This window comes from Paenibacillus tritici, assembly GCF_018207515.1.
Taxonomy (GTDB): Bacteria; Bacillota; Bacilli; order Paenibacillales; family Paenibacillaceae; genus Paenibacillus_AQ; species Paenibacillus_AQ tritici.
In genome coordinates this window covers 450,120-475,530 of sequence record NZ_CP073365.1, presented here as the reverse complement: position 1 = coordinate 475,530, position 25,411 = coordinate 450,120, and the positions used below count along the sequence as shown (strand labels likewise).

At 54.5% G+C, this 25,411-nt stretch carries 24 protein-coding genes; 13 read left to right on the top strand and 11 right to left on the bottom strand.

Annotated features, from left to right (window positions below; all coding sequences use genetic code 11):
• The first annotated feature begins 118 nt into the window (after window positions 1-118).
• The 4 genes from KDC22_RS02145 to KDC22_RS02130 are packed head-to-tail and all read left to right on the top strand — an operon-like array spanning window position 119 to window position 3,179.
• The gene (locus tag KDC22_RS02145; protein ID WP_211721929.1) at window positions 119-1,189 is read left to right on the top strand and encodes an ABC transporter substrate-binding protein; all 1,071 of its coding nucleotides are present in this window, start codon (window positions 119-121) and stop codon (window positions 1,187-1,189) included.
• A 52-nt stretch (window positions 1,190-1,241) separates the two neighbouring features.
• Window positions 1,242-1,535: a thiamine-binding protein gene (locus KDC22_RS02140; RefSeq protein ID WP_173134931.1), complete on the top strand. Its 294-nt coding sequence runs from the start codon at window positions 1,242-1,244 to the stop codon at window positions 1,533-1,535.
• On the top strand, window positions 1,532-2,293 hold the full coding sequence (locus KDC22_RS02135) for an ABC transporter permease (RefSeq protein WP_211721928.1): 762 nt from the start codon (window positions 1,532-1,534) through the stop codon (window positions 2,291-2,293). The genes KDC22_RS02140 and KDC22_RS02135 overlap by 4 nt, the downstream gene beginning before the upstream one ends.
• Window positions 2,294-2,342: 49 nt before the next feature.
• On the top strand, window positions 2,343-3,179 hold the full coding sequence (locus KDC22_RS02130) for an ABC transporter ATP-binding protein (protein ID WP_211721927.1): 837 nt from the start codon (window positions 2,343-2,345) through the stop codon (window positions 3,177-3,179).
• A 928-nt stretch (window positions 3,180-4,107) separates the two neighbouring features.
• Here the strand turns inward: KDC22_RS02130 and KDC22_RS02125 are convergent.
• The 8 genes from KDC22_RS02125 to KDC22_RS02090 form a co-directional block, all read right to left on the bottom strand.
• On the bottom strand, window positions 4,108-4,710 hold the full coding sequence (locus KDC22_RS02125) for a response regulator transcription factor (protein WP_211721926.1): 603 nt from the start codon (window positions 4,708-4,710) through the stop codon (window positions 4,108-4,110).
• Window positions 4,707-5,861: a sensor histidine kinase gene (locus tag KDC22_RS02120; RefSeq protein WP_211721925.1), complete on the bottom strand. Its 1,155-nt coding sequence runs from the start codon at window positions 5,859-5,861 to the stop codon at window positions 4,707-4,709. The genes KDC22_RS02125 and KDC22_RS02120 overlap by 4 nt, the downstream gene beginning before the upstream one ends.
• A gap of 6 nt (window positions 5,862-5,867) precedes the next feature.
• A complete protein-coding gene (locus KDC22_RS02115) occupies window positions 5,868-6,605 on the bottom strand; it encodes an ABC transporter permease (RefSeq protein WP_211723861.1) in 738 nt (245 codons plus the stop codon).
• A complete protein-coding gene (locus tag KDC22_RS02110) occupies window positions 6,605-7,516 on the bottom strand; it encodes an ABC transporter ATP-binding protein (protein ID WP_211721924.1) in 912 nt (303 codons plus the stop codon). Before KDC22_RS02110 ends, KDC22_RS02115 begins: the two co-directional genes overlap by 1 nt.
• A gap of 275 nt (window positions 7,517-7,791) precedes the next feature.
• Window positions 7,792-8,379: a TetR/AcrR family transcriptional regulator gene (locus KDC22_RS02105; protein WP_211721923.1), complete on the bottom strand. Its 588-nt coding sequence runs from the start codon at window positions 8,377-8,379 to the stop codon at window positions 7,792-7,794.
• A 92-nt stretch (window positions 8,380-8,471) separates the two neighbouring features.
• Complete coding sequence (locus tag KDC22_RS02100) at window positions 8,472-9,734, bottom strand: alpha/beta hydrolase family protein (RefSeq protein ID WP_211721922.1); 1,263 nt, start codon at window positions 9,732-9,734, stop codon at window positions 8,472-8,474.
• 428 nt (window positions 9,735-10,162) lie between these two features.
• Complete coding sequence (gene nfsA / locus KDC22_RS02095; protein ID WP_173134955.1) at window positions 10,163-10,915, bottom strand: oxygen-insensitive NADPH nitroreductase; 753 nt, start codon at window positions 10,913-10,915, stop codon at window positions 10,163-10,165.
• Between the two features lie 84 nt (window positions 10,916-10,999).
• The gene (locus tag KDC22_RS02090) at window positions 11,000-12,343 is read right to left on the bottom strand and encodes an aminotransferase-like domain-containing protein (protein ID WP_211721921.1); all 1,344 of its coding nucleotides are present in this window, start codon (window positions 12,341-12,343) and stop codon (window positions 11,000-11,002) included.
• Window positions 12,344-12,544: 201 nt separating this feature from the next.
• On the opposite strand from KDC22_RS02090, the gene KDC22_RS02085 reads away from it, so the two are divergent.
• Window positions 12,545-13,495 carry a DMT family transporter gene (locus tag KDC22_RS02085; RefSeq protein ID WP_211721920.1) on the top strand — a complete coding sequence of 317 codons (951 nt, stop codon included), beginning with the start codon at window positions 12,545-12,547 and terminating at the stop codon, window positions 13,493-13,495.
• A gap of 152 nt (window positions 13,496-13,647) precedes the next feature.
• Window positions 13,648-14,082 carry a hypothetical protein gene (locus KDC22_RS02080; protein ID WP_211721919.1) on the top strand — a complete coding sequence of 145 codons (435 nt, stop codon included), beginning with the start codon at window positions 13,648-13,650 and terminating at the stop codon, window positions 14,080-14,082.
• A 259-nt stretch (window positions 14,083-14,341) separates the two neighbouring features.
• Here KDC22_RS02080 and KDC22_RS02075 read toward each other — a convergent pair whose 3' ends face one another.
• The 3 genes from KDC22_RS02075 to KDC22_RS02065 all read right to left on the bottom strand — a co-directional run bounded on the left by KDC22_RS02075 (window position 14,342) and on the right by KDC22_RS02065 (window position 17,750).
• On the bottom strand, window positions 14,342-16,795 hold the full coding sequence (locus KDC22_RS02075; protein WP_173134966.1) for a heavy metal translocating P-type ATPase: 2,454 nt from the start codon (window positions 16,793-16,795) through the stop codon (window positions 14,342-14,344).
• A 134-nt stretch (window positions 16,796-16,929) separates the two neighbouring features.
• Window positions 16,930-17,130 carry a copper ion binding protein gene (locus KDC22_RS02070; RefSeq protein WP_173134969.1) on the bottom strand — a complete coding sequence of 67 codons (201 nt, stop codon included), beginning with the start codon at window positions 17,128-17,130 and terminating at the stop codon, window positions 16,930-16,932.
• A 269-nt stretch (window positions 17,131-17,399) separates the two neighbouring features.
• A complete protein-coding gene (locus tag KDC22_RS02065) occupies window positions 17,400-17,750 on the bottom strand; it encodes a metal-sensitive transcriptional regulator (protein WP_173134982.1) in 351 nt (116 codons plus the stop codon).
• Between the two features lie 270 nt (window positions 17,751-18,020).
• Between KDC22_RS02065 and KDC22_RS02060 the strand changes: the two genes are divergently transcribed.
• The 7 genes from KDC22_RS02060 to KDC22_RS02030 all read left to right on the top strand — a co-directional run bounded on the left by KDC22_RS02060 (window position 18,021) and on the right by KDC22_RS02030 (window position 25,365).
• Window positions 18,021-19,544, top strand: coding sequence for an MDR family MFS transporter (locus KDC22_RS02060; RefSeq protein WP_211721918.1), 1,524 nt, complete (start codon window positions 18,021-18,023; stop codon window positions 19,542-19,544).
• A gap of 4 nt (window positions 19,545-19,548) precedes the next feature.
• Window positions 19,549-20,112: a PadR family transcriptional regulator gene (locus tag KDC22_RS02055; RefSeq protein ID WP_173134984.1), complete on the top strand. Its 564-nt coding sequence runs from the start codon at window positions 19,549-19,551 to the stop codon at window positions 20,110-20,112.
• A 326-nt stretch (window positions 20,113-20,438) separates the two neighbouring features.
• On the top strand, window positions 20,439-20,651 hold the full coding sequence (locus KDC22_RS02050; protein WP_173134985.1) for a hypothetical protein: 213 nt from the start codon (window positions 20,439-20,441) through the stop codon (window positions 20,649-20,651).
• 80 nt (window positions 20,652-20,731) lie between these two features.
• Window positions 20,732-21,709 (top strand): aldo/keto reductase, encoded by a 978-nt coding sequence (locus tag KDC22_RS02045; RefSeq protein ID WP_425516987.1) that lies wholly within the window; start codon window positions 20,732-20,734, stop codon window positions 21,707-21,709.
• Between the two features lie 1,059 nt (window positions 21,710-22,768).
• Complete coding sequence (locus KDC22_RS02040) at window positions 22,769-24,070, top strand: hypothetical protein (RefSeq protein WP_211721916.1); 1,302 nt, start codon at window positions 22,769-22,771, stop codon at window positions 24,068-24,070.
• A 1-nt stretch (window position 24,071) separates the two neighbouring features.
• Window positions 24,072-24,668 (top strand): signal peptidase I SipW, encoded by a 597-nt coding sequence (gene sipW, locus KDC22_RS02035; protein WP_211721915.1) that lies wholly within the window; start codon window positions 24,072-24,074, stop codon window positions 24,666-24,668.
• Between the two features lie 100 nt (window positions 24,669-24,768).
• A complete protein-coding gene (locus tag KDC22_RS02030; RefSeq protein ID WP_173134994.1) occupies window positions 24,769-25,365 on the top strand; it encodes a TasA family protein in 597 nt (198 codons plus the stop codon).
• The last annotated feature ends 46 nt before the right edge of the window (window positions 25,366-25,411 follow it).

Sequence of the window (25,411 nt, the reverse complement as noted above, 5' to 3'; positions counted from 1 at the left end):
CAGAAGTTGATCCCCTCACGCAAGTAACTGGCGTCCCGATCTTCGGGGCGCTTTTTTGGTATGGTCTAACTTGAAAGTTGGAAGAATAGGGATTGCTGGAAGGAGAGAGAAGAGAGAGATGGGAGTCACAAAAACAGGTACACTGCTGCTAAGCTCCATGCTGGTTATCGCGTTAGCCGGATGCGGGGGCGGAAACAGCAACACAGGAAATGCCGGTGCCAGTGCGCCTGCCGCCGGGAACAGCACCGCTGCCCCTGAAGCAACTGCGACCGATGCCCCAGAGGAGCTGATTCCGGTCAAGATTGCCCTGGACTGGACGCCGAACACGAATCATACCGGGCTGTATGCCGCGAAGGAGCTGGGATATTACGCGGAGGAGGGCCTTGACGTTGAGATTGTACAGCCTGGCGCTGCCGGGTCTGACACTATGGTCACTTCCGGGGAAGCCCAGTTTGGCATCAGCGCCCAGGAGGCGCTCACCCTGGCCCGTCTGCAGGATGTGCCGCTCGTGTCTATCGCTGCTATCATTCAGCATAATACCTCGGGCTTCGCCGCTCCGAAGGACCGCAATATTAAGACACCGAAGGATTTTGAAGGCAAAACCTACGGAGGCTGGGGCTCCCCTGCGGAGCAGGCGGCCATGAAAGCCATCATGGACCCCGAAAGCGGGGACGTCTCTAAGGTGAAGCTGGTGAATATCGGCGAAGCCGACTTCTTCACGGCGGTGAAACGGGATATCGACTTCGCCTGGATCTTCTACGCCTGGACCGGAGTGGAGGCCGAGCTGCGCGGCGAGCCGCTGGATATGCTGTATCTGAAGGATTACGCGCCGCAGCTGGATTACTACACCCCGGTTCTGACCACCAGTGAGAAGGAAATCGCCGAACACCCTGAAGTGGTGAAGGCCTTCCTTAAGGCTACGACCAAAGGATATCAGTATGCCATCGACAACCCGGAAGAAGCAGCCACGGTCTTGTCCGATGCTGTACCGGAGCTGGACCCCAAGCTGGTGCTGGCCAGCCAGAAATGGCTCAGCCCGAAATATAAAGACGATGCCGCCCGCTGGGGAGAGCAGAAGCTTGAGATCTGGAAGAATTATGCCGACTGGATGTACGGCCTGAAGCTGCTGGATAAGCCGCTGGATGCCGAAAGTACGTTTACGAATGAGTTTTTGCCGGAAGGCCAGTAAACACCGGGTGGAATAGTACTGACACTAACTCACATGAGAGGAATGAATAATAATGGCTAATACACTGCTTAGCATTCAGGTAATTCCCAAGACTCCAAACAATGAGGATTCGATCCCTTACGTGGACACGGCGATTGAGGTTATTCAGAAGTCGGGGGTCAAGCATCAGGTGAATCCGCTGGAGACCACCATGGAAGGCGAGCTGTCCGAACTGCTGGATATTGTGCGTCAGATGCATGAGGCGCTGGTCGCCTCCGGCAGCCCGAGTGTGATCTCCCAGATCAAGATCGCCCATAACCCGGGCGGCATCAGTATGGACAAGCTGACGGAGAAATACCGGCCGTGAGAAGCACCTGGAGACAAATCTGGCCGCCCCTTGTGGCGGTCATCTTTTTTCTGGGCGCATGGCAAGTGGCTGTATCGGTATTCCATATCCCGGCCTGGCAGCTGCCAAGCCCCTCGGATATCGCGCGTGAATCGCAGGGCAACGCCTCGGGAATCTGGGCGCACACGGCTGCCACGCTGCGGCTGACCCTGATTGGCTTCCCGGTAGGCACCGGCATCGGCCTGCTTACCGCCCTGCTGCTGCATCTGCTGCCCTGGCTCCGAAGAGCGATCTATCCGCTGCTGATCCTCAGTCAGAATGTGCCCTCCATCGCCCTTGGTCCGCTGCTGATTATCTGGTTCGGCTTCGGCCTCCTGCCCAAAATCATCCTGATCACCCTCGTCTGCTTCTTCCCCGTAGCCGTTGCCGCCATGGGCGGACTCGCCCAAAGCGACCGGGTCATGATGAATTATATGAAGATGGCCGGGGCCGGCAAGTGGCAGATCTTCACCAAGCTGGAGCTTCCCGGCTCTCTGCCCTCCCTGTTCTCGGGCCTCAAAATCTCCGCCACCTATGCTGTTATGGGCGCGGTAGTTGCCGAGTGGATCGGCGCAGACAAAGGCATCGGCTACTATATGCTGCTGCAAAAGGCATCCTACCGTACGGACCGGATGTTCGTAGCCATCGTCATCATCGTTCTCCTGAGTCTGGTGCTGTTCGCGCTCATTGCCCTGCTGGAGAAATGGCTCGTGCGCTGGAAGCCGCGCAAGGAGATTTAACGCAGTCGATAACAATATATAGAAGGAGCTGACCGAAGTGTCTCATCTCATGAATACCCAACACCTGAAGACGAACGGTCCCGGCAGCAGCCTTGGGGAGATCCGGAGTGCGCCGCCCGCGCTGGAAGTCAGCGGCATCTCCAAATCATTCACACACCGCCGCCGGGAGACGCAAGTGCTGGAGAAGGTGTCCCTGACGGTAGAGCCGCAGGAATTCGTCTCCATTGTCGGTCCTTCCGGCTGTGGCAAAAGCACCCTGTTCCACATCATCGGCGGTCTGACGCTGCCGGATAGCGGAACCGTCAGCATGAACGGCCTCCCGGTTACCGGGCAGCGCGGCAAGATCAGCTACATGCCGCAGCAGCCCGCGCTGTTCCCGTGGCGCAGCACCCTGGACAACGTCGTGCTCGGCGCCGAGCTGCAAGGCGCCCCGCTGCAGGAAGCCCGCGAAGCCGCGCGCCACTGGCTGGCGAAGGTCGGCCTGGGCGGCTTCGAACGCGCTTACCCGCACATGCTGTCCGGCGGCATGCAGCAGCGGGCCGCCTTCCTGCGGGCCATGCTCGCGCCGCAGGAGCTGATGCTGCTCGATGAGCCGTTCAGCGCACTCGACGCGCTGACCCGTGAACAGATGCAGCGCTGGCTGCTGGAGCTGTGGGAGGAGAACCGCCGCTCCGTGCTGTTCATCACCCACAACATCGAAGAAGCGCTGCTGCTCTCCAGCCGCATCTACGTCTTCTCCGGGCGTCCCGGCTCCGTCCTCCACACCGTGGAGGTGCCCTTCCCGCGTCCGCGCCGCGATGAGATTACCGACGCGCCCGAGTTCCTCCAGCTCAAGCGCCAGCTCTCGCTGTGGATGCGCGAGGAGCAGGCGAAGAGCCTGAGTTAGCAGGCTCTTCGCCTGCTGGGCTCGTTGCGTGCTGCCTCCGCCGCGCTCATTGCTGTACAACTCTTCTGCGCTTTTGCAGCAACCTATTTCTAGCTGATTGTATTTACTACAATAGAATCCGTAATACTCCCGGCCATATTCAATTCTGCTGTATTTCATACAGCAGATTTCTGTTCTTGGGCCCCAAAAAGCCTTCTTCGCAGATTTCTGCTGTACGAAGTGCATTAGATTCAAATTTGCGGCGGATTTAGGAAGCATCTGTTGTAGTAAATACAATGGGCTAGAACAACTCAGGTCGTGTAATGTAAGTTGCGAACCACTTCGCCCGTGTAGTTGTATTCTGTACATTTAAAAACAATAAAAAGAATCGCTCGCCTCCTATAACTGTAGTCTGTACAACTAAATCTGCCCGAATGAGTAATATCAGGCTATAAATAGCAATTTAGTTGTACGAAATGCAGCTATAGGGATCATTAGTGATCCATCAGACGATTTAGTTGTATGGAGTGCAATTAAGTATACCGTATGTACTGGAACCCCTTATTCCCCGCACCTTACACATCCGCACATCCACCCAACCATCCATCCGTCGTCCACACATCCATCCCGCACCTAGTACACTCACCAGCACTTGCGCTCACTACACTTACCCGCACTCACTGCACTGCACTTACTGTACTTACTGCACTTACTACTCTCACTGCACTACCAGCACTATCTGCACTGACCTCCACTTACTGCACTCACTGCACTCACTACTCTCACTGCACTACCTGCACTTACTGCAATTACTTACACTCACTACTCTCACTTGCACTACCAGCACTCACTGCATTCACTACTCTCACTGCACTACCAGCACTACCTACACTTACCCGCACTCACTCTACTTACCTTCGCTTACCTTCGCTTACCTTCACTTCCCTCCCTACATCCAACCCTTCTCCTCCGCCAGCCGCACGGCTTCGATCCGGCTTCCGACCTGCAGCTTGCCGAGAATCTCGGAGATGTAGTTGCGGACGGTGCCATAGGAGAGGTGGAGCGCCGAGGCGATCTCACCGGCGCTACGGCCCGCTGCGGCAAGTTTCAGAATCTCCCGCTCCCGGTCCGTCAGCGGATTCTCTTCCCGCAGGCTGCCGAACACCAGCTCGGGCGACACCTCCCGCCCACCGGCCATCACGCGGCGGATGGCCTCCGCCAGCTTGTCCACCGGCTCATCCTTCAGCAGATACCCCTGAATCCCCGCCTTCACCCCACGCTCGAAATATCCGGGACGGGCGAAGGTGGTCAGGATAATAATCTTGGTGGCGCAGCCCCGCGATTTCAGGATCTCCGCCACCTCCAGGCCGCTCATCAGCGGCATTTCAATATCCATCAGACACACATCCGGCTGAAGACGTTCGATCAAGGCCAGTGCCTCTGCCCCGTCCCCGGCTTCACCTGCCACCTCAATATCATCCTCCAGATCGAGCAGCGATGCCATTGCGCCGCGCAGCAGCCGCTGATCTTCGGCAATTATGATGCTGATCATCCCGTTTCCCCATCCTTCCCATCCTTAACTACTCTAGGTGTGACCACAGTCAGCAGCGTTCCCCCGCCGGCCCTGGAAGCAAGCGTGAGTGAACCGTCAATCAGCGACAGCCGCTCGGCCATCCCCTTCATGCCGTTGCCGCCTTGCCGCTCCGCTTCCTCCGCCCCCCGGTCCTGCCCGAGTCCCACTCCGTTATCCTCCACCGTGATCCGTACCTCTCCGGCTGTCATTCCGATGCCAATCCGGCACCGGTCCGCGCCGCTGTGCTTCACAATATTCGTGATAGCCTCCTTAATGCAGAGGCTGAGAATATTCTGCGTCAGATCAGATACACCCGGCAGCGCCGCATCCCCGTCTACCTCCAGCGCAATCTCCGCACTGCGCAGCATCTCCGCTGCTTCTGCCAGCTCTTCAGCGACAGAGACTGCGCGCATCTCCGACACCAGCTCCCGCACCTGGCGCAGCGCCGCCCGTGAGGTCCGCTCAATCTCTCTGGCTTCGGCCTGCGCCCGTTCGGGATTCTTGACGACCAGCTTCTCTACCAGCTGGCTTTTCAGCGTAATCAGCGAGAGGGTATGCCCCATGGTGTCATGCAGATCCCGGGCGATGCGCATCCGTTCCTCGCGTTTGACCATCTGCCTGATTACCTCATTGGCCTGGTCCAGCTCCCGCTCCAGCAGACGCCGGCGGTTCATCGAGCGGATACCGAAGGGAGTGACCAGCATCATCATGATAAAGGGCAGCAGGAACAGGATCTCTGTGCCCTGAATATGGGCCAAAGACAGCAGGATCAATGCGATCAGCACCCCCGCAAACACCGTCAAGGCCCGCCAAAACCGGCGTGAATCGCTATACCATCCGATAAAATTGCTGGTGAAGAAGCCCATATACAAATTGTAGGGACTGTACAGGATAAACAGCACTACGATGATCAGTATTTGCAGACCCAGCCAAGCGGAGAAGGCTTTGCCCTCCTGCCAGTAGAGCTGACGGTAAGTCACCAGAAACAGCAGGACCAGCGCATAACCCGCCATCAGCTTGAACCCGCTATACCCCTTAAGGTTAAGGACCGGAAACACCAGATAGATCAGCCAGATATAGGGGAAGAAGCCGAATCTTTGCGGAAAGAACCGGAACTGCTTACGTGCCATTGTACATTACACCGCTTCCTGTTTTTTTCGGATATAGACCGATAATATCATAAATACAGCCAGGTAACCGAGCAGCACCACCACCGCCCTCCACTGCGGGGACCCTCCGTTCACAATGGCCCAAGCTCCATCCCCGTAATTGTAGGAAGGCAGCCAGCGGCCGATTTTTTGCATGAGTGCAGGCATAATATCCAGGGGCATCCACATCCCTCCAGCCACCGCCAGCCCCATATAGAGCACATTGCTCACCCCGCTTGCCGTATCCACCCGCTTCATCGAGCCAATAATCGTACCCAGTGCCAGAAAAGGCACAGAACCGGCGAGCAGCCACAATCCGCTGAACAGCCATTCAGCTGCGCTCAGCGATACCCCGTTGATCAGATAGCCTGCTGAGAAAATACACAGAATCGAGAACAGATGCATCACGCTCTGACCGAACATTTTGCCGAGAAAATAAACCGAAGACGGCAGCGGGGTAATCCGGATAAACGTATTCCAGCCCTGCGTCTGCTCCTGCACCAGCCGGATGCCGAGGGTCATAATCGCCGAGCCCATCACGCTGAAGGCCGCCATCGACATCAGATAATGCGCCTGCCACTGTCCGGTATCCTCCGTCCCTGTATTCACCACTCTGGTGAAGATGAAATAGAACATTATCGGCATCAGCAGCGACCAGAACACATAATAAGGATTGCGGATAATCCGCAGCAGCTCTGCACGGCACTGGGCCATCATGGGTTTCATCATACCGCCGCCCCCTCTTGCTTCAAGGTCAGCTGCTCGAACGCTTCATCCAGCTTCCCCTTGTCGATCTGCACATCCTGCACCGCAAGCCCGCTCACAAAAATAGCCCGCAGCGCCTCATCCGTATTCCCTGTCGTCACATGCAGCCGTCCGTCCTTCTCGGTGCAGGCTTCCACGGCTGGAAGCTCCAGCAATTGTCTGCGCAGAAGCTGCGGATCGCCGATGGGCAGGAAGGACAGTGACTTCTTCACAATCCTCGCCTTGATCTCCCCGGGACTTCCGTCCGCCACCAGGCTTCCCCGGCTGAACAGCAGAATCCGGTCCGCGATATCCTCCGCCTCCTGAAGATAATGGGTGCTGAACAGAATCGTCTTCCCCTGATAGGCCAGTCCCCGCACCCTCTCCCAGAAATGCCGCCGCGCTGTCGTATCCAACCCCACCGTCGGCTCATCAAAAAACAGCAGATCCGGGTTGCCCGCCAGCGCCAGCGCGAAGCTGAGACTGCGCTTTTGCCCGCCGGAGAGCTTCTCCGCATAGTGGTTCAGATACGCCGCCCCCAGCCCCGTCGCCTGAAGCAGCACCTCCATCTCCATGGGCTGCGGATAATAGCTGCGGATCAGGGCCAGAATCTCCCGGACCTTCAGCCGGTCCATGACACTGACCTCCTGGAGCATGGCTCCGGTCCGCTGCTTCACCTTGACGTCGGTCGGCGGAAGACCGAAGACCTTCACGCTTCCCTCCGAGGGCTCAAGCAACCCCAGCAGCATTGCCAAGGTGGTAGTTTTGCCTGCTCCGTTAGGGCCAAGCACCGCTGTGATCGAGCCGCGGCTAATGCTGAAGCTCACCTGCTTCACTGCTTGCTTCTCCTGGAAGCTGCGGCTGACATTCTTCATTTCAATGACATGTTCCATCGTGTATCCCTCCGTGTCCTTCTGCCCTCTTGGCTATATGGCTATAGTACCGGAGACCGGAGAGGAACATCAGTATGGACTGTCATTGATTCAAAGTGACAACTGTCACCCGGCAACAAGTGGAAACGGCTTTGCCGTTCTTTTAAAGGACGGCATTCGTTTCAGCGAGAAATAGAAGGCTAATGTATCATGTGAAACATATAAATTCTTATAATTAAACAAGGCGCCCCTGTCCACGATTCCGTTATCGTAGCAGGAGCGTCTCCGTGTGCATATTACTCAAACCTCAACTGCTGGATCGCCTGATCCAGCGTATTCTGCAGTGTCTGTCCCCCGGGAGGTGCACTTACCCAATGGAAGACCGCTGCGCGTATCGCCGCCATGAGCAGCGAGGCCAACAAGGTCGGGTAAAGATCAAGCTTCACATCCTTATGTGTACGTTCCGCGATCACCTTGGCGAGCTCCTGCTCAATCTCGATCTCCACCTTGCGCGTCGCACCGAATAATGCCGGATCATCGCGGAGGAGGACGATGCGTGCATACCACTGCCGGTCTGTAGTCTCAGCGAATCCATCAATCACAGCGGCGCGGATCGAGTCCTGAAGCGGTTCACCTGAAGGACGGCCGGCAAGGGCAGCCGCTATCCGCTCGGAACGTTGATACGCATTGCCAACCATTGCGGCCTCTTTGGAGGCAAAATAATTATTGAATGTCCGCATGGAGACATTGGCGGCTGCGGCAATATCCTCCACCCGGACCTGACTGGCCCCTCTCTCCATGGCTAGACTACATGCTACATCGCTTAGCGTCCGCCTGGTCTCTTCTTTCTTGCGTTCTCTCAAGCCCGGTTTCTCAGTCATCATGGCACTCTATTGCTCCAATCCTTATATGTAGTCAAAGATCTGCGGCGCTGCAATCACAGCACCACAGATCCGATATCATCCTGCAGAATCGTTTACTGCGCCGTCTGTAGCTGAATGTTATAATCCAGAACCTCGTCCAGCCAGTCAAACATCACCTGGTAGCTGAGCGGCAAATTGTTCAGCTGGCAATGCAGGTCGGCACCATCCTCTTCCGTCCCCTTGAAGATCGCGTTCTTCTTGTTCGGAGCCTTCTCGTAAGTGTCTCTCGCCTGCCGCTGCATCTCAGGATGCTCCGCTTCAGAATACATGGAGAGCAGGGGACATTTGACGTCCTTCGGGTCCACTTCGATGGCTTCCCTGGCTACATGATACCACTCGGCAATACTGTCGAAGCCGTGCGACCAAGCCGATCCGGCGAACAGGACCTGGCCGGTGTATGGCATTTTCTTAGTATGCTCCGCCGCTTCTTCTGCACTGCCCCGGAGAAACGAAGGCATGCCGCGTTCAATGAAGGACGCCATGGAGTACACCGGTGAGTTGGGCACTGCCGCTGCGAAGCGGTCGTCACAGCTGGCATGCACCATCGTCTTGGCCCCACCATAGCTCATGCCGCTGACCACCAGCCGCTCAGGGTCCACATCCGGACGGGCCAGAACAAAATCCGTGGTGGCTCTGTAGACATTATGCAGCTCCTCGCGCGGGAAGTTCCGGGCTGTCGCCTCAGGCTCATAGAATCTGACACATACATCATAAGGAAGATCTACGATCAGCGCGTTGTATCCCCGGTCAATAGCCGCTTGCCCTCCGAGAAAATAGGTATCTTCCTTGTGCGTTTCCCCGCCGTTATGGAAAATAATCGTTGGCTTAGGCGCATTACCGTGTTCCGCCTTCAGGAAGCAGCCCGGGAACTTGTACCCCTTGTATTCCACCTCGACCCACTCATGGGGAATCTGCTCAGACTTCGCATCAAGCGCCTTGCGGAAGCATTCCACACTTTTGCCGTGATACCGCGCGAAATCCGGTTCGCCGGGAAAAGTTCCATAGAAAGCTGCTCTGTAGTACGAGTGGGCACGTATAAATGCCTCACTGGCGCTGATCAGATGGCCCTTCTTCAGACTTTGTTCTGCGGTTGCCTCCACCTTGGCCGCTTCCTGCTCGAATTCATTCTTCCAGCTGGTAATAGAGTTCGGGTCGATCTGCCGCGCCAGCTTGAATAATTCCCCCTGTGCCACGCCGCCGCAGTGTGCGAACGACAGCAGCCACTGGAACGTGAAGTCAATATCATCGCGTTCGAAGAATACCTTGTGCGTCAAACGTGCAGCCACCTTTGTCTCTTGCCCATCTACCTGTACCATACCATTCTCCTCCTTCTCCAATCTATCATTTCAAGATCATCCACAGCAGAAACAGCCGCGGAGCGGAAGAGGGAATTAGGCTACGGCGCGATTCCGGGCCCGGGTGTTGGCGTCCAGCGAAATCCAACCTCTGACCAGATTTTAGCACGATCTAAAAATTTGCGCAACACGCAAAATTTCTCGTTAAGCAATATTTTTTCGCGTACATTCGGCCCACGCATCCGCTCCAGACCGATTGTATTCGGTTTTCCGCATACATTCGGCCCACTCGCCCGCTCCAGACCGATTGTATTCGGTTTTCCGCGTACATTCGGCCCACTCACCCGCTCCAGCCCGATTGTGTTCGGTTTTCCGCATACATTCGGCCCACTCGCCTCCAATCAAAAAAGGCCTCTCCCACAGACTCCGGAGAAGGCCTTACTTATTCCCTACCTCTGCATGAATCCCTTGCTAAGCAGGAATTCCTTCATGTGCATCCGCGAGGGCTGGGCCTGGCGTTTGGCCATCATCTCAGACCACGAGATCTCGCTCTGTCCGCCGGTCCGCTGGCGCATATAGTCTCTGGAGATACCGTCATACACCTTGGCCTGATCTACCGCCGCTGCCGCCTGATAGCCGTTATGATGCAGCACCGCCGCCTGCGGCAGCCGCGGACGGATGCCGTTCACAGCAGCCGGATAACCGAGGCACATGCCGAATACCGGGTAGACCAGCTCAGGGAGGTTCAGCAGCTCCGATACATCAGCGATCTCGTTGCGGATTCCGCCAATATATACGATGCCAAGACCCAGCGATTCAGCGGCGACGGCTGCATTCTGTGCGGCGAGCGCCACATCGACTGTAGCTACGATCAGGTTCTCTGTCGTGTCCTCATAGGATGGGGTTCCTTGCAAATGAGGGGCCGCTGCTTCCCGCAGACGGTATAGATCGGCACACCAGACCAGGAACACCGGACACTGCTCAATATAAGCCTGATTGCCGGACAGCTTGGACAACTGCGCCTTCAGGTCCGGCTCCGTCACGGCAATCACTGTGTAGGCCTGGACAGTGCTGGAGGTTGAAGCCATCTGGCCCGCTCCGATAATGGCCGCCAGCAGCTCCTCATTGACTGGCTTGTCCTGATACTGACGGACAGAGGTATGACGGTTCAATAGTTCAAGGGTTTCATTTACAGGTTTCACAATCCATCGCCTCTCTTCACTCGTGTATAGACATATTATGATCTCATCAGAAGGTTCAGACAACAGGAGACATTTGCTTCTGCTCTACCACCCGCTCCCGCGCTCTACCTCCTGGATAACGGCCTCAATTCCCTCATCAATCTGATCCATTCCGGCGCGGGAAATACTGATGCGTATGAATTTCTCCCGGGACTTCCAGGCGGGCAGATAAAAGCTGTTGCCGGACACCACACTGATCTTCCGCCCGCCCAGCCGCTTGACCAGACGTTCCAGATTCACGGTTACCGGCAGCTTGAACTGGATATAGGTGCCGGAGCTGTCCGCAGAAGGCTCTACTAAGCCTTTCGTATTATGCCGCCCGAGCGCCTCATATACCGCCCGGATTCTTTTGGCGTACATGGCCTTTATCTTGTGCCGGTGATGCCCGTACATGCCATTCTTGATGTATACCTCAAGCGCAGCCTGCGAGAGCAGCGAGGTATCCGTGTATCCCTTATAAGAGCGGAAGGTCTCCAGCAGCGGCTCCGGCACCACAACCGCACCCAGCCGGAGGCCCGGGAAGATGATTTTGGAGAAGCTTTTCAGATAGATGACATGTGAGGTCTGATCATACGCATAGATAGGGTCATAACGCCGGCCGATCCCCAGATCCGCCATGTAATCATCTTCCGCAATATAGACATCGTATCTGGCCGCCAGTCCGGCAATGGCTCTGCGCTGCTCTGTGCTGTAGGAGGTCCCGAGCGGATTATGATACCTGGGCATAGTGTAAAAGAATTTGAATCTCCCGCTGGCGAACCGCTCCTCCAGCTCCTCCAGGTTAATCCCCGCCGCCGACCGTGCGATTCCGCTGACAGACAGTCCCTCCGCCTCCAGATACCGCTGATAAATGTCATAACCCGGCTGTTCCACTAGAATCTCTGTCCTGCCGCTTGGGAACGGCATCCTGGCCAGAATCTCCAGCGCCTGCTGAATCCCCGAGGTAATCAGAATCCGCTCCTGCCCCGCAAACACCTGATACTCCGCCAAATGAGACACCAGGGTGCGGCGCAGCGTATCCAGCCCTAGAGAATCACCATAGGTGAACAGGTTGTATTTGTACTGGTCAATCGCTTTGTTCAGGCAATGCTGGAAGTCCAGATAAGGAAATACGTTCAGGTCCGGTGAAGCCGAAGCGAAGTCGATCTTCCCGCCGCTCGCGGCAGCCCCCGGGTCTTCCGCCTTCTCCACCATATAATAGCCGCTCTGCGGAATAGAATAGATCGTATGTGTTCTCTCCAGCTCCCCGTAAGCCCGCAAAATAGTGCTGACACTGCAGCCGTACAATTCCGCCGCACTGCGCACAGATGGCAGCTTATCCCCCGGGCGGTATTGCCCTTCCTTCATCCGCTTCTCCATTTCGGTGATTACCCAGTGATACCTGTTCATCGCCTGCCTCCGTTCGCTGTCACTGTCACTTACACTTTCCCTGTGACTTCCGTATCCTGTTGTTCATGTTACCTTATTATTCTTCCCTCATGATACTGGAATAAGCAATTTGTACCGGTACAGTCGCAGAAAGCTGGTATTGTTGGACCGGTCATTTCCCTTTAATTTTAAAGTAACACTTAACCCAAAGGAGATGCACCCATGCAGCAGCAAGGACTTAAGCTGGCCTACAGCTTCGCCGTACTTAATGCGTTCATTATCGGCTTCTCATTCCTGTTCACCAAGGTGGCTCTGGTTCATGCCGGACCGCTGGATACTCTAACTTACCGTTTCGCCGCCTCCTTTGCCGTCATGTCGGTTCCCGTCGCCTTCGGCTGGGTCAAAATCTCCTACCGGGGCAAGCCGATCGGCCGGGCACTGCTGCTGGCAGCCATGTACCCGCTGGGCTTTTTCACCCTCCAGGTATTTGGACTTCAGCGTGCAACCTCAGCCGAGGGTGGAATTCTCTATTCGTTTACTCCGGTGGTGACGATGATTATCGCCTCTATATTCCTGAAGGAGAAGACAACTCTGCTGCAAAAGCTATGTATTTTCCTGTCGGTATTTGGCGTTGTATTTATCTTCGTCATGAAAGGGAGCCGCATTGAGCTGTCCAATATGACCGGGATTGTGCTGTTGTTCCTGACCTGTCTGGCTTTCGCTGGCTACAGCGTGCTGGCCCGGTCACTCTCCAGCCACTTCAGTCCCGCTGAGCTTAGCTACCTGATGATGGGAATCGGCTTCGCCACCTTCCTGATCCTGTCGCTCACCGGGCATACCGCCAGCGGCACCCTCGGGGATTTTCTGAGCCCGCTGAAGAGCGGAACCTTTATCCTGTCGGCTGTCTATCTGGGCGTTATCGCCTCCCTGGTCACCACGCTGACCTCCACCTATATTTTATCCAAAATCGAAGCCTCGCTCATGAGCGTATTCACCAACCTCTCCACCATCGTATCCATGGTGGCCGGCGCACTTTTCCTGGAGGAAAAGATTACGGTCTATCACTGGATCGGATCATTCCTGATCATCGCCGGGGTAGTCGGTACGAATTGGCTGGGGCGGTATAAGGGAGGAGCCCGGGGGCGGAACAAGCAGGGTACAAGGCTGACATAAGGAGGGAAATCACCTAAACAGGTGAATCAGGCTGGAGTCTAAGCCAACTGTTAGGCTTAGGCGGCTGCCCCGGGGGAGCGCCTGATGAAATCAAGAACACTAACTATTAATGCTCCTCAGTCCCTCCTTCGGCCAACATCTGGAGCATTCAAGTGTACTTTGCTCTTCATTTTTCGTATCGCCAGCTTTTGGTGAGATTCAATGGGATTTATCCCCCTCATTCCAGCACAATGCCTACTTCCGGCGGATTCAATGGGATTTATCCCTTTCATTTCATCGCAACGCCTGCTTCTGGCGGATTCAGAGGGATTTATCCCTCTCATTCCATCACAATGCCTACTTCCGGCGGATTCAATGGGATTTATCCCTTTCATTTCATCGCAACGCCTGCTTCTGGCGGATTCAGAGGGATTTATACCTCTCATTCCATGACATCGCCTGCTTCCGGCGGATTCAATGGGATTTATACCTCTCATTTCATCACATCGCCTGCTTCTGGAGGAATCAGAGGGATTTCTCCCTCTCATTTCCGCACATCGCCTGCTTCCGGCGGATTCAAGGGGATTTATCCCTTAGATCCCGTATAGTTGGCTACTGGGGTGGATCTCCTTTTGCCTAATTGACTATTCCTAACATCTTAATTTTAAAATTTTCTACTTTTCATTTTCTTTCATACTTTCTCACTTTCTCACCTTCTCCTCTCCCCTCTTCCCTCTCCCTACTTTCCTCCAGTCTTTCTTATTCCCTCAAATAACTCAAAGAACCGCCGGCAATTACGCCCGGCGATTCTTTAGTTTGCCCGTCTTCCGTCCGGAAACACCCCGGCCCCGGCAGGTCTTATGATTCTTACAGCTTAACGCGCTGCAACCGCAGCGCATTCAGCACCACAGATACGGAGCTGAAGGCCATCGCGGCTCCGGCCAGCCAAGGGGCCAGGAAGCCCAGCGCAGCAATGGGGATTCCAATGGTATTGTAAGCAAGCGCCCAGAACAGATTCTGCTTGATGTTGCGCATGGTTTTGCGGCTCATCAGAATGGCATCAGGGATACTCATCAGGTCGCCGCGCATCAGCGTAATATCCGCCGCCTCCATCGCCACATCCGTACCCGTGCCGATAGCCATCCCCGTATCTGCTGTCGCCAGTGCCGGTGCATCGTTGATGCCGTCGCCGACCATGGCGACCTTGACTCCGCCTTCCTGCAGTCTGCGGATCTCGGCTGCCTTGCCCTCCGGCAGCACCTCTGCCAGCACCGTGCGGATGCCCGCCTGTTCCGCAATAGCCTGAGCCGTAATTTTGTTGTCTCCGGTAATCATTATGACTTCGATGCCCATGTCCTGCAATCTGGCTACGGCTGCGCGCGAGGTTTCCTTGATCGTGTCCGCCACTGCCACTACTCCCGCTACCGCATCCTCCACAGAGATCAGCATCGCTGTTTTGCCCTCATGCTCAAGCCGGGTCATGATCCCGGTCCAGGCTTCAATATCCAGCCCGTTCTCTATCATCATCCGCCGCGTGCCTACGCTTACCTTCCGGCCGTCTACGACAGCCGACACGCCGCGGCCCGGCACAGCCTCGAACTGCTCGGCAGGCGGAAGATCAATGCCTCTGCCCTGTGCACCCGCCACAATGGCATCTGCCAGCGGATGCTCCGAGAGCTTCTCCGCAGCCGCTGTAATCGACAGCAGACGGTTCTCAGCAAGCACTCTGCCCTGTGTCTCATTTCCTGCAGTCGCTATAATATCGGTCAGCACCGGCTTACCGTTGGTCACCGTTCCCGTCTTATCCACTACAACTACCTTGACGCCCTGTGCAGCCTCCAGATGATGTCCACCCTTGAACAGGATACCGAACTCAGCGGCCCGGCCGGACCCGGCCATAATAGAGGTCGGGGTTGCCAGCCCAAGTGCACACGGACAGGCAATAACTAGCACTGCGATAGCTTTCTCCAGGGCCTCGGCGAACTGTCCGGGTGCCGCCCAGAGATACCAGATCACGAAGGTTACAGCGGCAATGCCGACAACAATCGGCACGAAGATGCCGGAGATGACATCGGCGACCCGCTGAATCGGCGCCTTGGAGCCCTGGGCTTCTTCCACTACTCTAATGATCTGTGCCAGTGCCGTATCACGGCCGACCTTGCGGGCTTTGACCCGCAGCATGCCGTTCTTGTTCAGCGTCGCTCCGATCACGGAGTCACCCGGCTTCTTCTCCACCGGGATGCTCTCACCGGTGAGCATGGATTCATCGACTGAGGACAGTCCCTCTACCACTTCACCGTCTACAGGAACCTTCGTGCCGGGCTTCACCAGCACGATGTCTCCGATGACTACATCCTCTACGGGGATGTTCAGCTCCGCACCGTCACGCAGCACCAGCGCAGTCTTGGCCTGAAGCCCCATCAGGCTGCGGATTGCATCCGATGAACGCCCTTTGGCCAGCGCCTCGAACCACTTGCCTACGAGGATCAATGTAATCAGAACCGCGCTGGTCTCGAAGTACAGCTCCACCGTATGGTGCATACCACTCATGCTCAAGGAATCCACCGTCAGGTACAGACTGTAGAAATAAGCGGCTGAGGTGCCTAGTACCACCAGCACATCCATATTGGCGCTGCCGTTCTTAAGTGCCTTATAAGCGCCGACATAGAACTGCCAGCCGATTATGAACTGTACCGGGGTCGCCAGCACCAGCTGGAACCAGGGATTCATGAATAGCTCCGGCGTCCAGATCCAGGTAGTGAAGGAGAAATGGCCAGCCATAGCCCAGAGCAGCGGCAAAGACAGCAGGGCGGAGATCATCCAATTATTGCGCTTGCGCGTAATCTCCTCTCTGCGTTGTCCGGCGATATCCTTGCGGTCCTGCTTGAGGGCCGCCTTGTAACCGATGCTGCTCACCTTATCCATAATCTCGGCAGTACTGATATTACCCGGCGAGTACTCCACATGTGCGGTCTCCAGCGCCAGGTTCACATTGACAGCGGCAATCCCCGGCATCCGTCCCAGCACCTTTTCAATCCGTGACGAGCAAGCCGCACAGGTCATTCCGGTAATATCGAAATCCGCCGACTCCTTCAGCGTATCGTAGCCAAGAGAACGGATCTTCTCTTCAATCTGCGGCATATCCGCAACCGCCGGATCATACCCGACCGTAGCCTGCTCCAGCGCCAGATTAACATTCGCCCGGGATACCCCCTCCATACGGGACAATCCCTTCTCTATCCGCGTCGCACAAGCAGAGCAGGTCATTCCTGTAATCTGCAGCGTGGCCTGCTTCTGGGCAGAATCTGCACTCTTTTCCATCTCACGCACCTCCTAATACCCCTAAGGGGTATGTTTATCTTTAAAATAAAAGGCATTGGCGCCAGTCCCCCTTCTCCAGGATTCCCGGCACCAAGCCCTTGCATTACAGCTAGCTTAGCTAAGTTTAGCCGTGCTTACACTACATCGTAGCCCTGATCTTCGATCGCGGCCTTGATGGTATCCAGGCTTACTGTATTCTCGTCAAATTCAACTGCTACCGTCTTCGCCGGCAGATCTACCTTCGCAGCTGCACCCACGCCACTCACAGCCTTCTCCACAGAACTTACACAATGACCGCAAGACATTCCTTCAACCTTCAATGTTACATTCGACATTTGATTACCCTCCTAATTGTTGTTGGTATACGCTTAATTGGTGTTCCTATTCGACAGCTATATAGATTGATACGCGAGGAAGGGATGGCTGTGCTTGATTGTAATTTGTACAACAGATGCCGGATAAATCAGCACGGATTCTATTGCACTAAGTACAATCAGACTCATGTTTGTTTGTTTCTTTGTTTCTTCCTTCTTCCTACCGCACTACGCCTGGAGAACTTGAACTATTCAATATTTTCAGAGTTCCATATCTCCAGGCCCCACCTTTATTTCATCAGCTTATTCACTGTAACCAGCAGCTCGTCGATCACCTCATGCTCACCGGCCTCGATCCGTTCAATAATACAGCTCTTCATATGGCCTTCAAGCAGCAGCCTGCCGACACTATTCAGAGCCGCCTGCACCGCCGCAAGCTGATTCAGCACATCATCGCAGTAGGTGTCGCGTTCAATCATACCTTTAACCCCGCGGATCTGCCCTTCAATCCGGTTCAGCCGGGTAGTCAATCCATTCTTGAATTCCGGGGAATGATGGCTCTTGCGCACACCGGAAGCGGAAGAATGACAATCATCACCGCCGCAATCATGTCCAGCAGGTTCCTTCTCTTTTGTCGACACAGGAATCAGCCTCCTCTACACCAATATAATATACCCCCCATGGGTATGTCAAGACATCATTGCATACTCCTCTATATTTCCCATCCATCACCCGGTCCACTCCATAGAGAAGGAATAAAGGACTGGCCGATAAGGAATACCAAGTAGAAGAGGTGTTGCCTCTATGATGTTAAGTACGAATCAATCCCTGCAAAAAAATGATTGCCACCCTATTCAAATTTGAATATAATAAGGACTCATCATGAATTCTAAATATAAAGGAGCTACAACATGCACACCAAAGAAAGCAACCTCAAGCTCGTCATCGCCGGACTCCTGCTCGGCATCCTGATGTCTGCGATGGACAATACCATTGTAGCCTCGGCCATGGGTACGATTGTCTCCGATCTGGGGGGACTGGACAAAATCGTCTGGGTCACCTCTGCGTATATGGTCATGGTTATGGCCGGTACCCCGATCTTCGGTAAATTGTCCGATATGTACGGGCGCAAGCGGTTTTTCATCTTCGGGCTTATCGTGTTCCTGATCGGCTCTGCGCTGTGCGGAACGGCGGCCAGTATCACCCAGCTCAGTATTTACCGTGCGATTCAAGGGATTGGCGGCGGTGCCCTGATGCCGATTGCCTTCACGATTGTATTCGATATCTTCCCGCCTGAGAAAAGAGGCAAGCTCACCGGACTATTCGGTGCAGTCTTCGGAATTTCCAGCGTGATCGGTCCTCTGCTTGGCGCCTATATCACCGAATATGTGAGCTGGCACTGGATTTTCTATATCAACCTGCCGATCGGTATTGTCTCGTTCGTGTTCATTATGTCTTCCTACAAGGAATCCATCTCTCATTCCAAGCAGCGCATTGACTGGGGCGGTGCCTTCACTCTGGTGGCAGGGATTATCTGCCTGATGTTTGCCCTGGAGCTTGGCGGCAACCAGTATGCCTGGGATTCAGCGGCCATTCTCGGATTATTTGCCGCCTTCGCCGTCCTCCTGCTTGCCTTCATCTTCATCGAGCAGCGTGCAGCTGAGCCGGTCATCTCGTTCGACATGTTCCGCCAGCGCCTGTTCGCGACCAGCAGTATACTCGGATTATTCTACGGCTCTGCGTTTATCGTAGCGACGGTGTATATTCCAATATACGTCCAGGGGGTATACGGCGGCTCCGCCACTAACTCCGGTCTGATCCTGATGCCGATGATGATCGGTACAGTCATCGGCAGCCAGTCCGGCGGCCTGCTGACCACGAAGACGAGCTTCCGCAATATTATGCTGCTGTCGGCAGTCTGCTTCGTGGCCGGAATCTACTCGCTCAGCACACTGACACCTGAGACTTCCCGTTTATCGCTTAATGCATTCATGGCCCTGACCGGCTTCGGAGTCGGCTTCTCCTTCTCCGTACTCAGCTTGTCTTCCATTCACCATTTCGATATGCGCCAGCGCGGTTCGGCCACCTCAACCAGCACCTTCATGCGCTCACTCGGGATGACGCTGGGAATTACGATCTTCGGCATTATCCAGCGCAACAGCTTCACCTCGGAGCTTAGCACGGCCTTCGGAGACGGCGCTCAGGCCTCTTCCTTCGGCGATCCGCGTTCCGCGCTGACTCCCGAAGCGAGAGCGCAGATTCCGCCGCCCATACTGGAGAAAATCACGAATTCATTATCTTCTTCGATCTCACAAACCTTCATGTGGGCCATCGTTCCTGCCGTGCTTACCGTAGTTTTTGTTCTAATGATGCCTAAGGATCGTCTGATAAGCCCGTCGAAGAAGGCCAACCAGCCGGCTTCCGGGCAGAGCTAACGCTATGTCCATGAAGCTGCTGATCCTGGGACTGCTGCTGGAACGGGATATGCATCCGTACGAGATCACTCTCGTTATGAAGGAACGCTCGATGGATCAAATCATCAAGCTGCAGATGGGTTCCCTCTACTACGCTGTAGATAAACTGGCGGAGGGCGGACATATTGAGACGGTGGAGGTCATCCGCAGCCCGGACCGGCCTGACAAGACCATCTACCGCATTACCGATAAAGGCAAGGAATTAATGGAACAGCTTATTTTGCAGCAGATTAAAAAAAGTGATCCGCCCTATCATCCGCTATACATGGCCTTGGCCTTATCCCGTTATATTGATCAGGAGAAGGTGGCGAAGCTGCTGGAGGAACGCATCCGCGAGGCAGAGCATCAGGTGAACTTCGCCTATCAGGTGTATGAGGAGCATATCTCCCTTGTGCCCCGCTCGTCACTGCATCTGATGTACGGCAGATACGAGCACTGCCTGACAGAGCTGAAGTGGCTGAAGCGCCTGTATGACGATGTTGTGGCCGGGAAGATGAGTGACAAGGGCAGCCCTATAATTGATCCATAAACCTCCCTCAGGAGGATTGTCCCGCAGCCTTTACCGGTGGCCGGGACGGTCCTCCACTTGTTTATTTCCTTTGTTGGTACGTTTAATTAGGTTCGCTTGTTGGCTTTATTTGTTTGTTTGTTTCTTTTTGTTTACTTGGTTTGTTGGGTCAGCTTGTTCCTGCCGCTTGTTGCCCCAGTATCGCAGCTTCCAGCGTTGAAGCTGTTTAAGGAGGGCGCATTCTGTTTAAAAGGGAGCAAACCGCAGGTAGAGGATTCGGGAATCATCGTAAATTCCGGGCCTCTTTACCGGCGGATATTCTGGAAAGAAAGGGAAGTGAGTCCAAGATGAGCGATGACAAAAAGCCGATTAGAGACAACCGCGATCACCCGGAGCAATATCCTACGGACAACCCCAGCTTGTTCGATTTGGACGAAAGTGAGCAGAATGTAGATCCGATCCCCGTAGAGGACCTGACATTAGAGCAGCAAGAGGAGAAGGATAAAGAGAGCACGAAGCACCGCTCCTCCAGCGACAAGAAGTACCATACCGGATTCTGACGAAATGCAGAATTTCAACGTCACGTACCGAATTCCGGGGTACTCAGAAGTTGTGAGCGATAGAGAATGGAGGAATACTATTGTTGAGAGCGTTACCACTTAACCGTCGTGGCATCCCTGCCAGCCGTATCGCCCTAGGGTGTATGGGTCTTGGCGGCGGCTGGGATCATGAACCGGTTACGGCCGCGAATAGGAAGCAGGGACATGAGGCGCTGGATGCGGCGTTGTCGGTCGGGATTAATTTTTTTGACCATGCAGATATCTACACCCGGGGCAAAGCGGAGAAAGTGTTCGGGCAACTCCTACAAGAGCGTCCAGGACTGCGCGAAGACATCATCCTGCAGTCAAAATGTGGCATTAAGCTGATGGAGCCAGGCGATATCTCCAATAGCTTCGACCTCTCTAAGGAGCATATTCTAGCCAGTGTGGATGGAACTCTCGCGCGGCTGGGTACAGAGTATATTGATATTCTGCTGCTTCACCGCCCCGATCCGCTGATGGATCCCGAGGAGGTCGCCGAAGCCCTGCATCAGCTCAAGGCCGCAGGCAAGGTACGCCACTTCGGCGTCTCCAACATGAGCGCTGCCCAGATCAAGCTGCTCCAAGCGTATTGTGACGAGCCATTCATCGTCAATCAGCTGCATATGAGCCTGTCCAAAATCAGTTGGGTCGATGCGGTACTCAGCGTCAACCGCGAGGAGTGGAAGGACATCACGTTCCCGGAGGGCACGATGGAGTATTGCCGCGCCGAGAACATTCAGCTCCAGGCCTGGGGGCCGCTGGCCCAGGGCCTCTTCAGCGGACGGCCGCTGGAAGGCCAGCCGGAGAGTGTCGTGCATACAGCGGCCAGAGTGCGGGCGCTTGCTGACGAGAAAGGCACGACAGCCGAAGCCATCGTGCTGGCCTGGCTGATGACGCACCCTGCCGCCATCATGCCTGTCATCGGCACCGTGAATCCGCTGCGGATCGTAGCCTGCGCAGGGGCGGAACAGCTTGAGCTGTCCCGCAAGGAATGGTATGAGCTGTATGTCAGCTCACGCGGGGAAAAGCTTCCGTGAGACTACACTATAAACTAGTGTGCCGAACAGAAGCTCATACACAGTAACTACCAACTAGAAGCTAACATATAGGGATTGTCTAATAGGCTGGGTAGATATGAGAGGGATCTTTCCCTCTCATTCTGGCGTATTGCCTACTTCTGGCTGATTCTGAGGGATTTATCCCTCTCCTTTGGGCGTATCGCCTACTACTAGCCAATTCAGAGGGATTTTTCCCTCTCCCTCCGGAGTATCACCTACTTCCAGCCAATTCAGAGGGATTTATCCCTCTCCTTCAGGCGTATCGCCTACTTCGGCCATATTCAGAGGGATTTTCCCCTCTCGCTCCGGCGTATTGCCTACTTCCAGCCAATTCAAGTGCACTATTACTCTCATTCTCACTCCTAGCTACTTTCCGCCGATTCAGGTGCACTTCTGCTCCTCATTCATGCATCCTAGCCACTTCCAGCCAATTCAGGTGCACTATTACTCTTCATCCCCACCTCCTAGCCGCTTCCAGCCAATTCAAGTGCACTATTACTCTTCATTCACGCTCCCTAGCTACTTTCCGCCGATTCAGGCGCACTTCTGCTCCTCATTTACGCCTCCCACCCACTTCTGGCCAATTCAAGTGCACTATTACTCTTCATTCTCACTCCCTAGTCACTTCCAGCCAATTCAGGTGCACTATTACTCTTCATTCACACCCCTAGCCACTTTCGGCTACTCAGAGGGGTATAGCCAAAATCCCGGACCCTCCATCCGAATCACCCGTTCTTTATTAAGAACATTTATGAAAAACAGCGATATACGTAGTTACATCAAGATAATCAGAATTATTCGTGCTTTATTGCGAACAAATCGCTGTATTTAACATCTTTCTTTTTCTAGCCGGGCAGTGTATGATTTGATTACGGGAATGTTCTTTATTAAGAACGATTATAACGAATGTTGAATCTTGAATGTTAATTCTTGAATCCTGAATGTCGAATACCGAACATCGAACAATGAACAATGAACAATGAACAACGCATAACAACTACCGAACAATCAATCAGCATGTTGAGAGGGGGCTTAGCTATGTACCCCAGATCTGCCAAACGGCGCAAACGGAACACTACGAAACTCGGCCTGCGGATTCTGCAATCCGGTGTGGCCGTATCTGTACTTCTAATGTATACCTCGAATCAGATCGGCAGTACTTACGGGGAGTTCCATACCACCCAGGAGCAGATCAGCTCCATCGGGCTCTGCTCGGTATTCCCGGGTCAGATTGAACAGCTGTTGTCCGAATTCAGCGGACATCTCCGAACAATTACTGAACTGAAGGCAACCCTTGGCAGTTACAGCATCAGCGGAGTGTACAATACTTCCCTCACTGCCAGCGGACTGTCACTGGATGAGCTGGATCAGGCTACCGGTGAAATCTCGGCGCAACTTCTTCAGGCCAGCAGCGAAATTGCCGCACTGGGGACAAAGCTCAGCTTCAACGGGACGGTCTGGCAGCAAATTCTGCAGGAAATTGGCAGCGCAGCGGCCATTCTGCAACAACTCGGAGGATATATAGTGAACCTTGAACCCAACTGCCTGGAAATCCGTGACGCCCAGTTCTTCGAGCAGATGCAGGAGAACCTGCATTTAAGCGGGATTTTGTCGGAGTCGCTGACAGATACATTAACCGGAATCGTGAATTATCTCAGTACCATTCATGATATCGGCGGATCATTGCCAACCGGCAATCCGGATCGCGTACTTCTCCGGGAAGCAACCTACGGATTCCCTGCGGAAGAGCCTGTTCTCTCATTAATCACCCAAGCCTACAATGCAGGTACGGCGTTATCTCCCGAGCTACAGGCAACTTACGGGCAGTTCGGCACAGAATTGACAGCCGCCAAGGATAACCTCTCTTCCACCGTCAGCACCCTACAGGAACGGCTGGCTGAGATTGCTGAAGCCAAGACGGCCCTTCTGGACAAAGCCAAGGCAGTGAAGGAGGAAGATGAGCGGCTGGCACTTGAAAAAGCCAAAGCGGAGGAAGCTGCCGCCGAAGCCCGGAGGCTCGCAGAGGAGCAGGCTAAGAATACCCCGCGTGTATCTGCTGCGCCAGATGGGAACCCATCAGTAGGAGAACCTCCACTTCCAGCGGCGTCGCCGGAAGCAGAGTTTACCGCTCCGACGATCGTTCCGGCTGTTACTCCGGCGGTTAATCCATCAACCACTTCGGCGCCTGAGACCCTTCTCCCGGAAGCCAATCCGGCGGATCAGCCCGATAAGGAACTCAACGGCAGTGTCCCAGACAGCGGGCAGCCTGCAACAGCAGTTGCAGCTGCAGCCACAGCTACCCCGTCTCCCGAATCCGATACCAGCAAAGGCGGCGAATAATATGCGCATCCAAAAAATAGCCAGCACAATAGCTTCCACACTAATATTGATGGTTTTTCTGGTACTGATCACAGCCGTGGTGATCTCCAAAGCCTCCGGCGGTGAACCCTCATTCTTCGGCTATCAGATCAAGACGGTATTATCCGGCTCCATGGAGCCTGGAATCCAGACCGGCTCCGTTATAGCCATTAAGCCGGGAGGAGATATGACCCGGTTCCAGAAGGGCGATGTCATTACTTTTACGAATCCGGATAACATTCTGATTACCCACCGCGTTGTCGAAGCAGAACTGAACAGTGCTCTGGGGGAAGCCAGCTATACCACCAAGGGCGACAATAACGATGCAGCCGATTCCGCAGCAGTCAGCTCTACGAATGTAGTGGGCCAATATGCGGGCGTAACTATCCCCTATGTCGGCTATGCCATGAACTTCGCTGTGTCCAAAGCCGGCAGTGTAGTGCTGATGATCATCCCTGGATTGCTCCTGCTCCTCTATGCCCTGTATTCTTCCTGGAAGGCCGTGGCGGCACTGGAGAACAAGAATGCGCAACCGGGCGGGACCAGCGGGCCTGACCCCCTGTCCGACCTTATACCCTGAACCGATTGTCCTCTCCCGTTTACGAAACGCGGAGCCACAATATAGTCTCCCGGAAGCACAGGCTATGCACCACACAGAACCATAAGAGAGGGATGAACAAATGAACGTCAAAAAAACATTAGGTCTCGGCGTTGTATCGGCAGCCTTAGGATTAACCCTGGTCGGCGGGGGTACCTTCGCTTACTTCAGCAGCACATCCACCACCTCAGCTTCTTTTAACAACGGAACTTTATCACTGAAATCAGACCCCTCCGTCATTGTTAATCTCAGCAACCTCAAGCCGGGAGACTCCATTCTAAGAGATTTCAAATTGAAAAATGACGGGACGCTCAATATTCCCAAGGTGATCCTGCGCACCTCCTCTCTTATTACAGATGCCCAGGGAGACAACGGCTCGCATAATTTCAAGGATGATATTATTGTGACCTTCCTCGTCAACAAGGATAAAAAAGAATCGCCGCTTCTAGTCATCTCCCTGGCTGATCTGGAGAATCAGAGTCCCGATCTGGTAGCCCGGGGAATTGTCGGTGCTATCCTGGGCGGTGAGAAGTCCGGCATTAAGGCGGGCACCTCGGATAACCTGACCATCCAATTCGCCTTCAAGGAAACCCTGCAGCCGCAGAACTACTATCAGGGCGATACGCTGGCCTTGACCTTGAATTTCGAAGCTAACCAGGAAGCAGGCTCCCTGAAGTAAGACACAGCCAGTGAATTCCTAATGACCAATATCAATAATATAACCG

Excerpts from the sequence above, each read along its gene's own strand:
- KDC22_RS02115 (WP_211723861.1), bottom strand. The coding sequence starts at position 6,605 with ATGAAACCCATGATGGCCCAGTGCCGTGCAGAGCTGCTGCGGATTATC.
- sipW (WP_211721915.1), top strand. The coding sequence starts at position 24,072 with ATGCGCATCCAAAAAATAGCCAGCACAATAGCTTCCACACTAATATTG.
- KDC22_RS02125 (WP_211721926.1), bottom strand. The coding sequence starts at position 4,710 with ATGATCAGCATCATAATTGCCGAAGATCAGCGGCTGCTGCGCGGCGCA.
- KDC22_RS02120 (WP_211721925.1), bottom strand. The coding sequence starts at position 5,861 with ATGGCACGTAAGCAGTTCCGGTTCTTTCCGCAAAGATTCGGCTTCTTC.
- KDC22_RS02060 (WP_211721918.1), top strand. The coding sequence starts at position 18,021 with ATGCACACCAAAGAAAGCAACCTCAAGCTCGTCATCGCCGGACTCCTG.
- KDC22_RS02105 (WP_211721923.1), bottom strand. The coding sequence starts at position 8,379 with ATGATGACTGAGAAACCGGGCTTGAGAGAACGCAAGAAAGAAGAGACC.
- KDC22_RS02030 (WP_173134994.1), top strand. The coding sequence starts at position 24,769 with ATGAACGTCAAAAAAACATTAGGTCTCGGCGTTGTATCGGCAGCCTTA.
- KDC22_RS02100 (WP_211721922.1), bottom strand. The coding sequence starts at position 9,734 with ATGGTACAGGTAGATGGGCAAGAGACAAAGGTGGCTGCACGTTTGACG.
- KDC22_RS02075 (WP_173134966.1), bottom strand. The coding sequence starts at position 16,795 with ATGGAAAAGAGTGCAGATTCTGCCCAGAAGCAGGCCACGCTGCAGATT.
- KDC22_RS02040 (WP_211721916.1), top strand. The coding sequence starts at position 22,769 with ATGTACCCCAGATCTGCCAAACGGCGCAAACGGAACACTACGAAACTC.
- KDC22_RS02055 (WP_173134984.1), top strand. The coding sequence starts at position 19,549 with ATGTCCATGAAGCTGCTGATCCTGGGACTGCTGCTGGAACGGGATATG.
- KDC22_RS02110 (WP_211721924.1), bottom strand. The coding sequence starts at position 7,516 with ATGGAACATGTCATTGAAATGAAGAATGTCAGCCGCAGCTTCCAGGAG.
- KDC22_RS02070 (WP_173134969.1), bottom strand. The coding sequence starts at position 17,130 with ATGTCGAATGTAACATTGAAGGTTGAAGGAATGTCTTGCGGTCATTGT.
- KDC22_RS02085 (WP_211721920.1), top strand. The coding sequence starts at position 12,545 with ATGCAGCAGCAAGGACTTAAGCTGGCCTACAGCTTCGCCGTACTTAAT.
- KDC22_RS02140 (WP_173134931.1), top strand. The coding sequence starts at position 1,242 with ATGGCTAATACACTGCTTAGCATTCAGGTAATTCCCAAGACTCCAAAC.
- KDC22_RS02130 (WP_211721927.1), top strand. The coding sequence starts at position 2,343 with ATGAATACCCAACACCTGAAGACGAACGGTCCCGGCAGCAGCCTTGGG.
- KDC22_RS02145 (WP_211721929.1), top strand. The coding sequence starts at position 119 with ATGGGAGTCACAAAAACAGGTACACTGCTGCTAAGCTCCATGCTGGTT.
- KDC22_RS02050 (WP_173134985.1), top strand. The coding sequence starts at position 20,439 with ATGAGCGATGACAAAAAGCCGATTAGAGACAACCGCGATCACCCGGAG.
- KDC22_RS02090 (WP_211721921.1), bottom strand. The coding sequence starts at position 12,343 with ATGAACAGGTATCACTGGGTAATCACCGAAATGGAGAAGCGGATGAAG.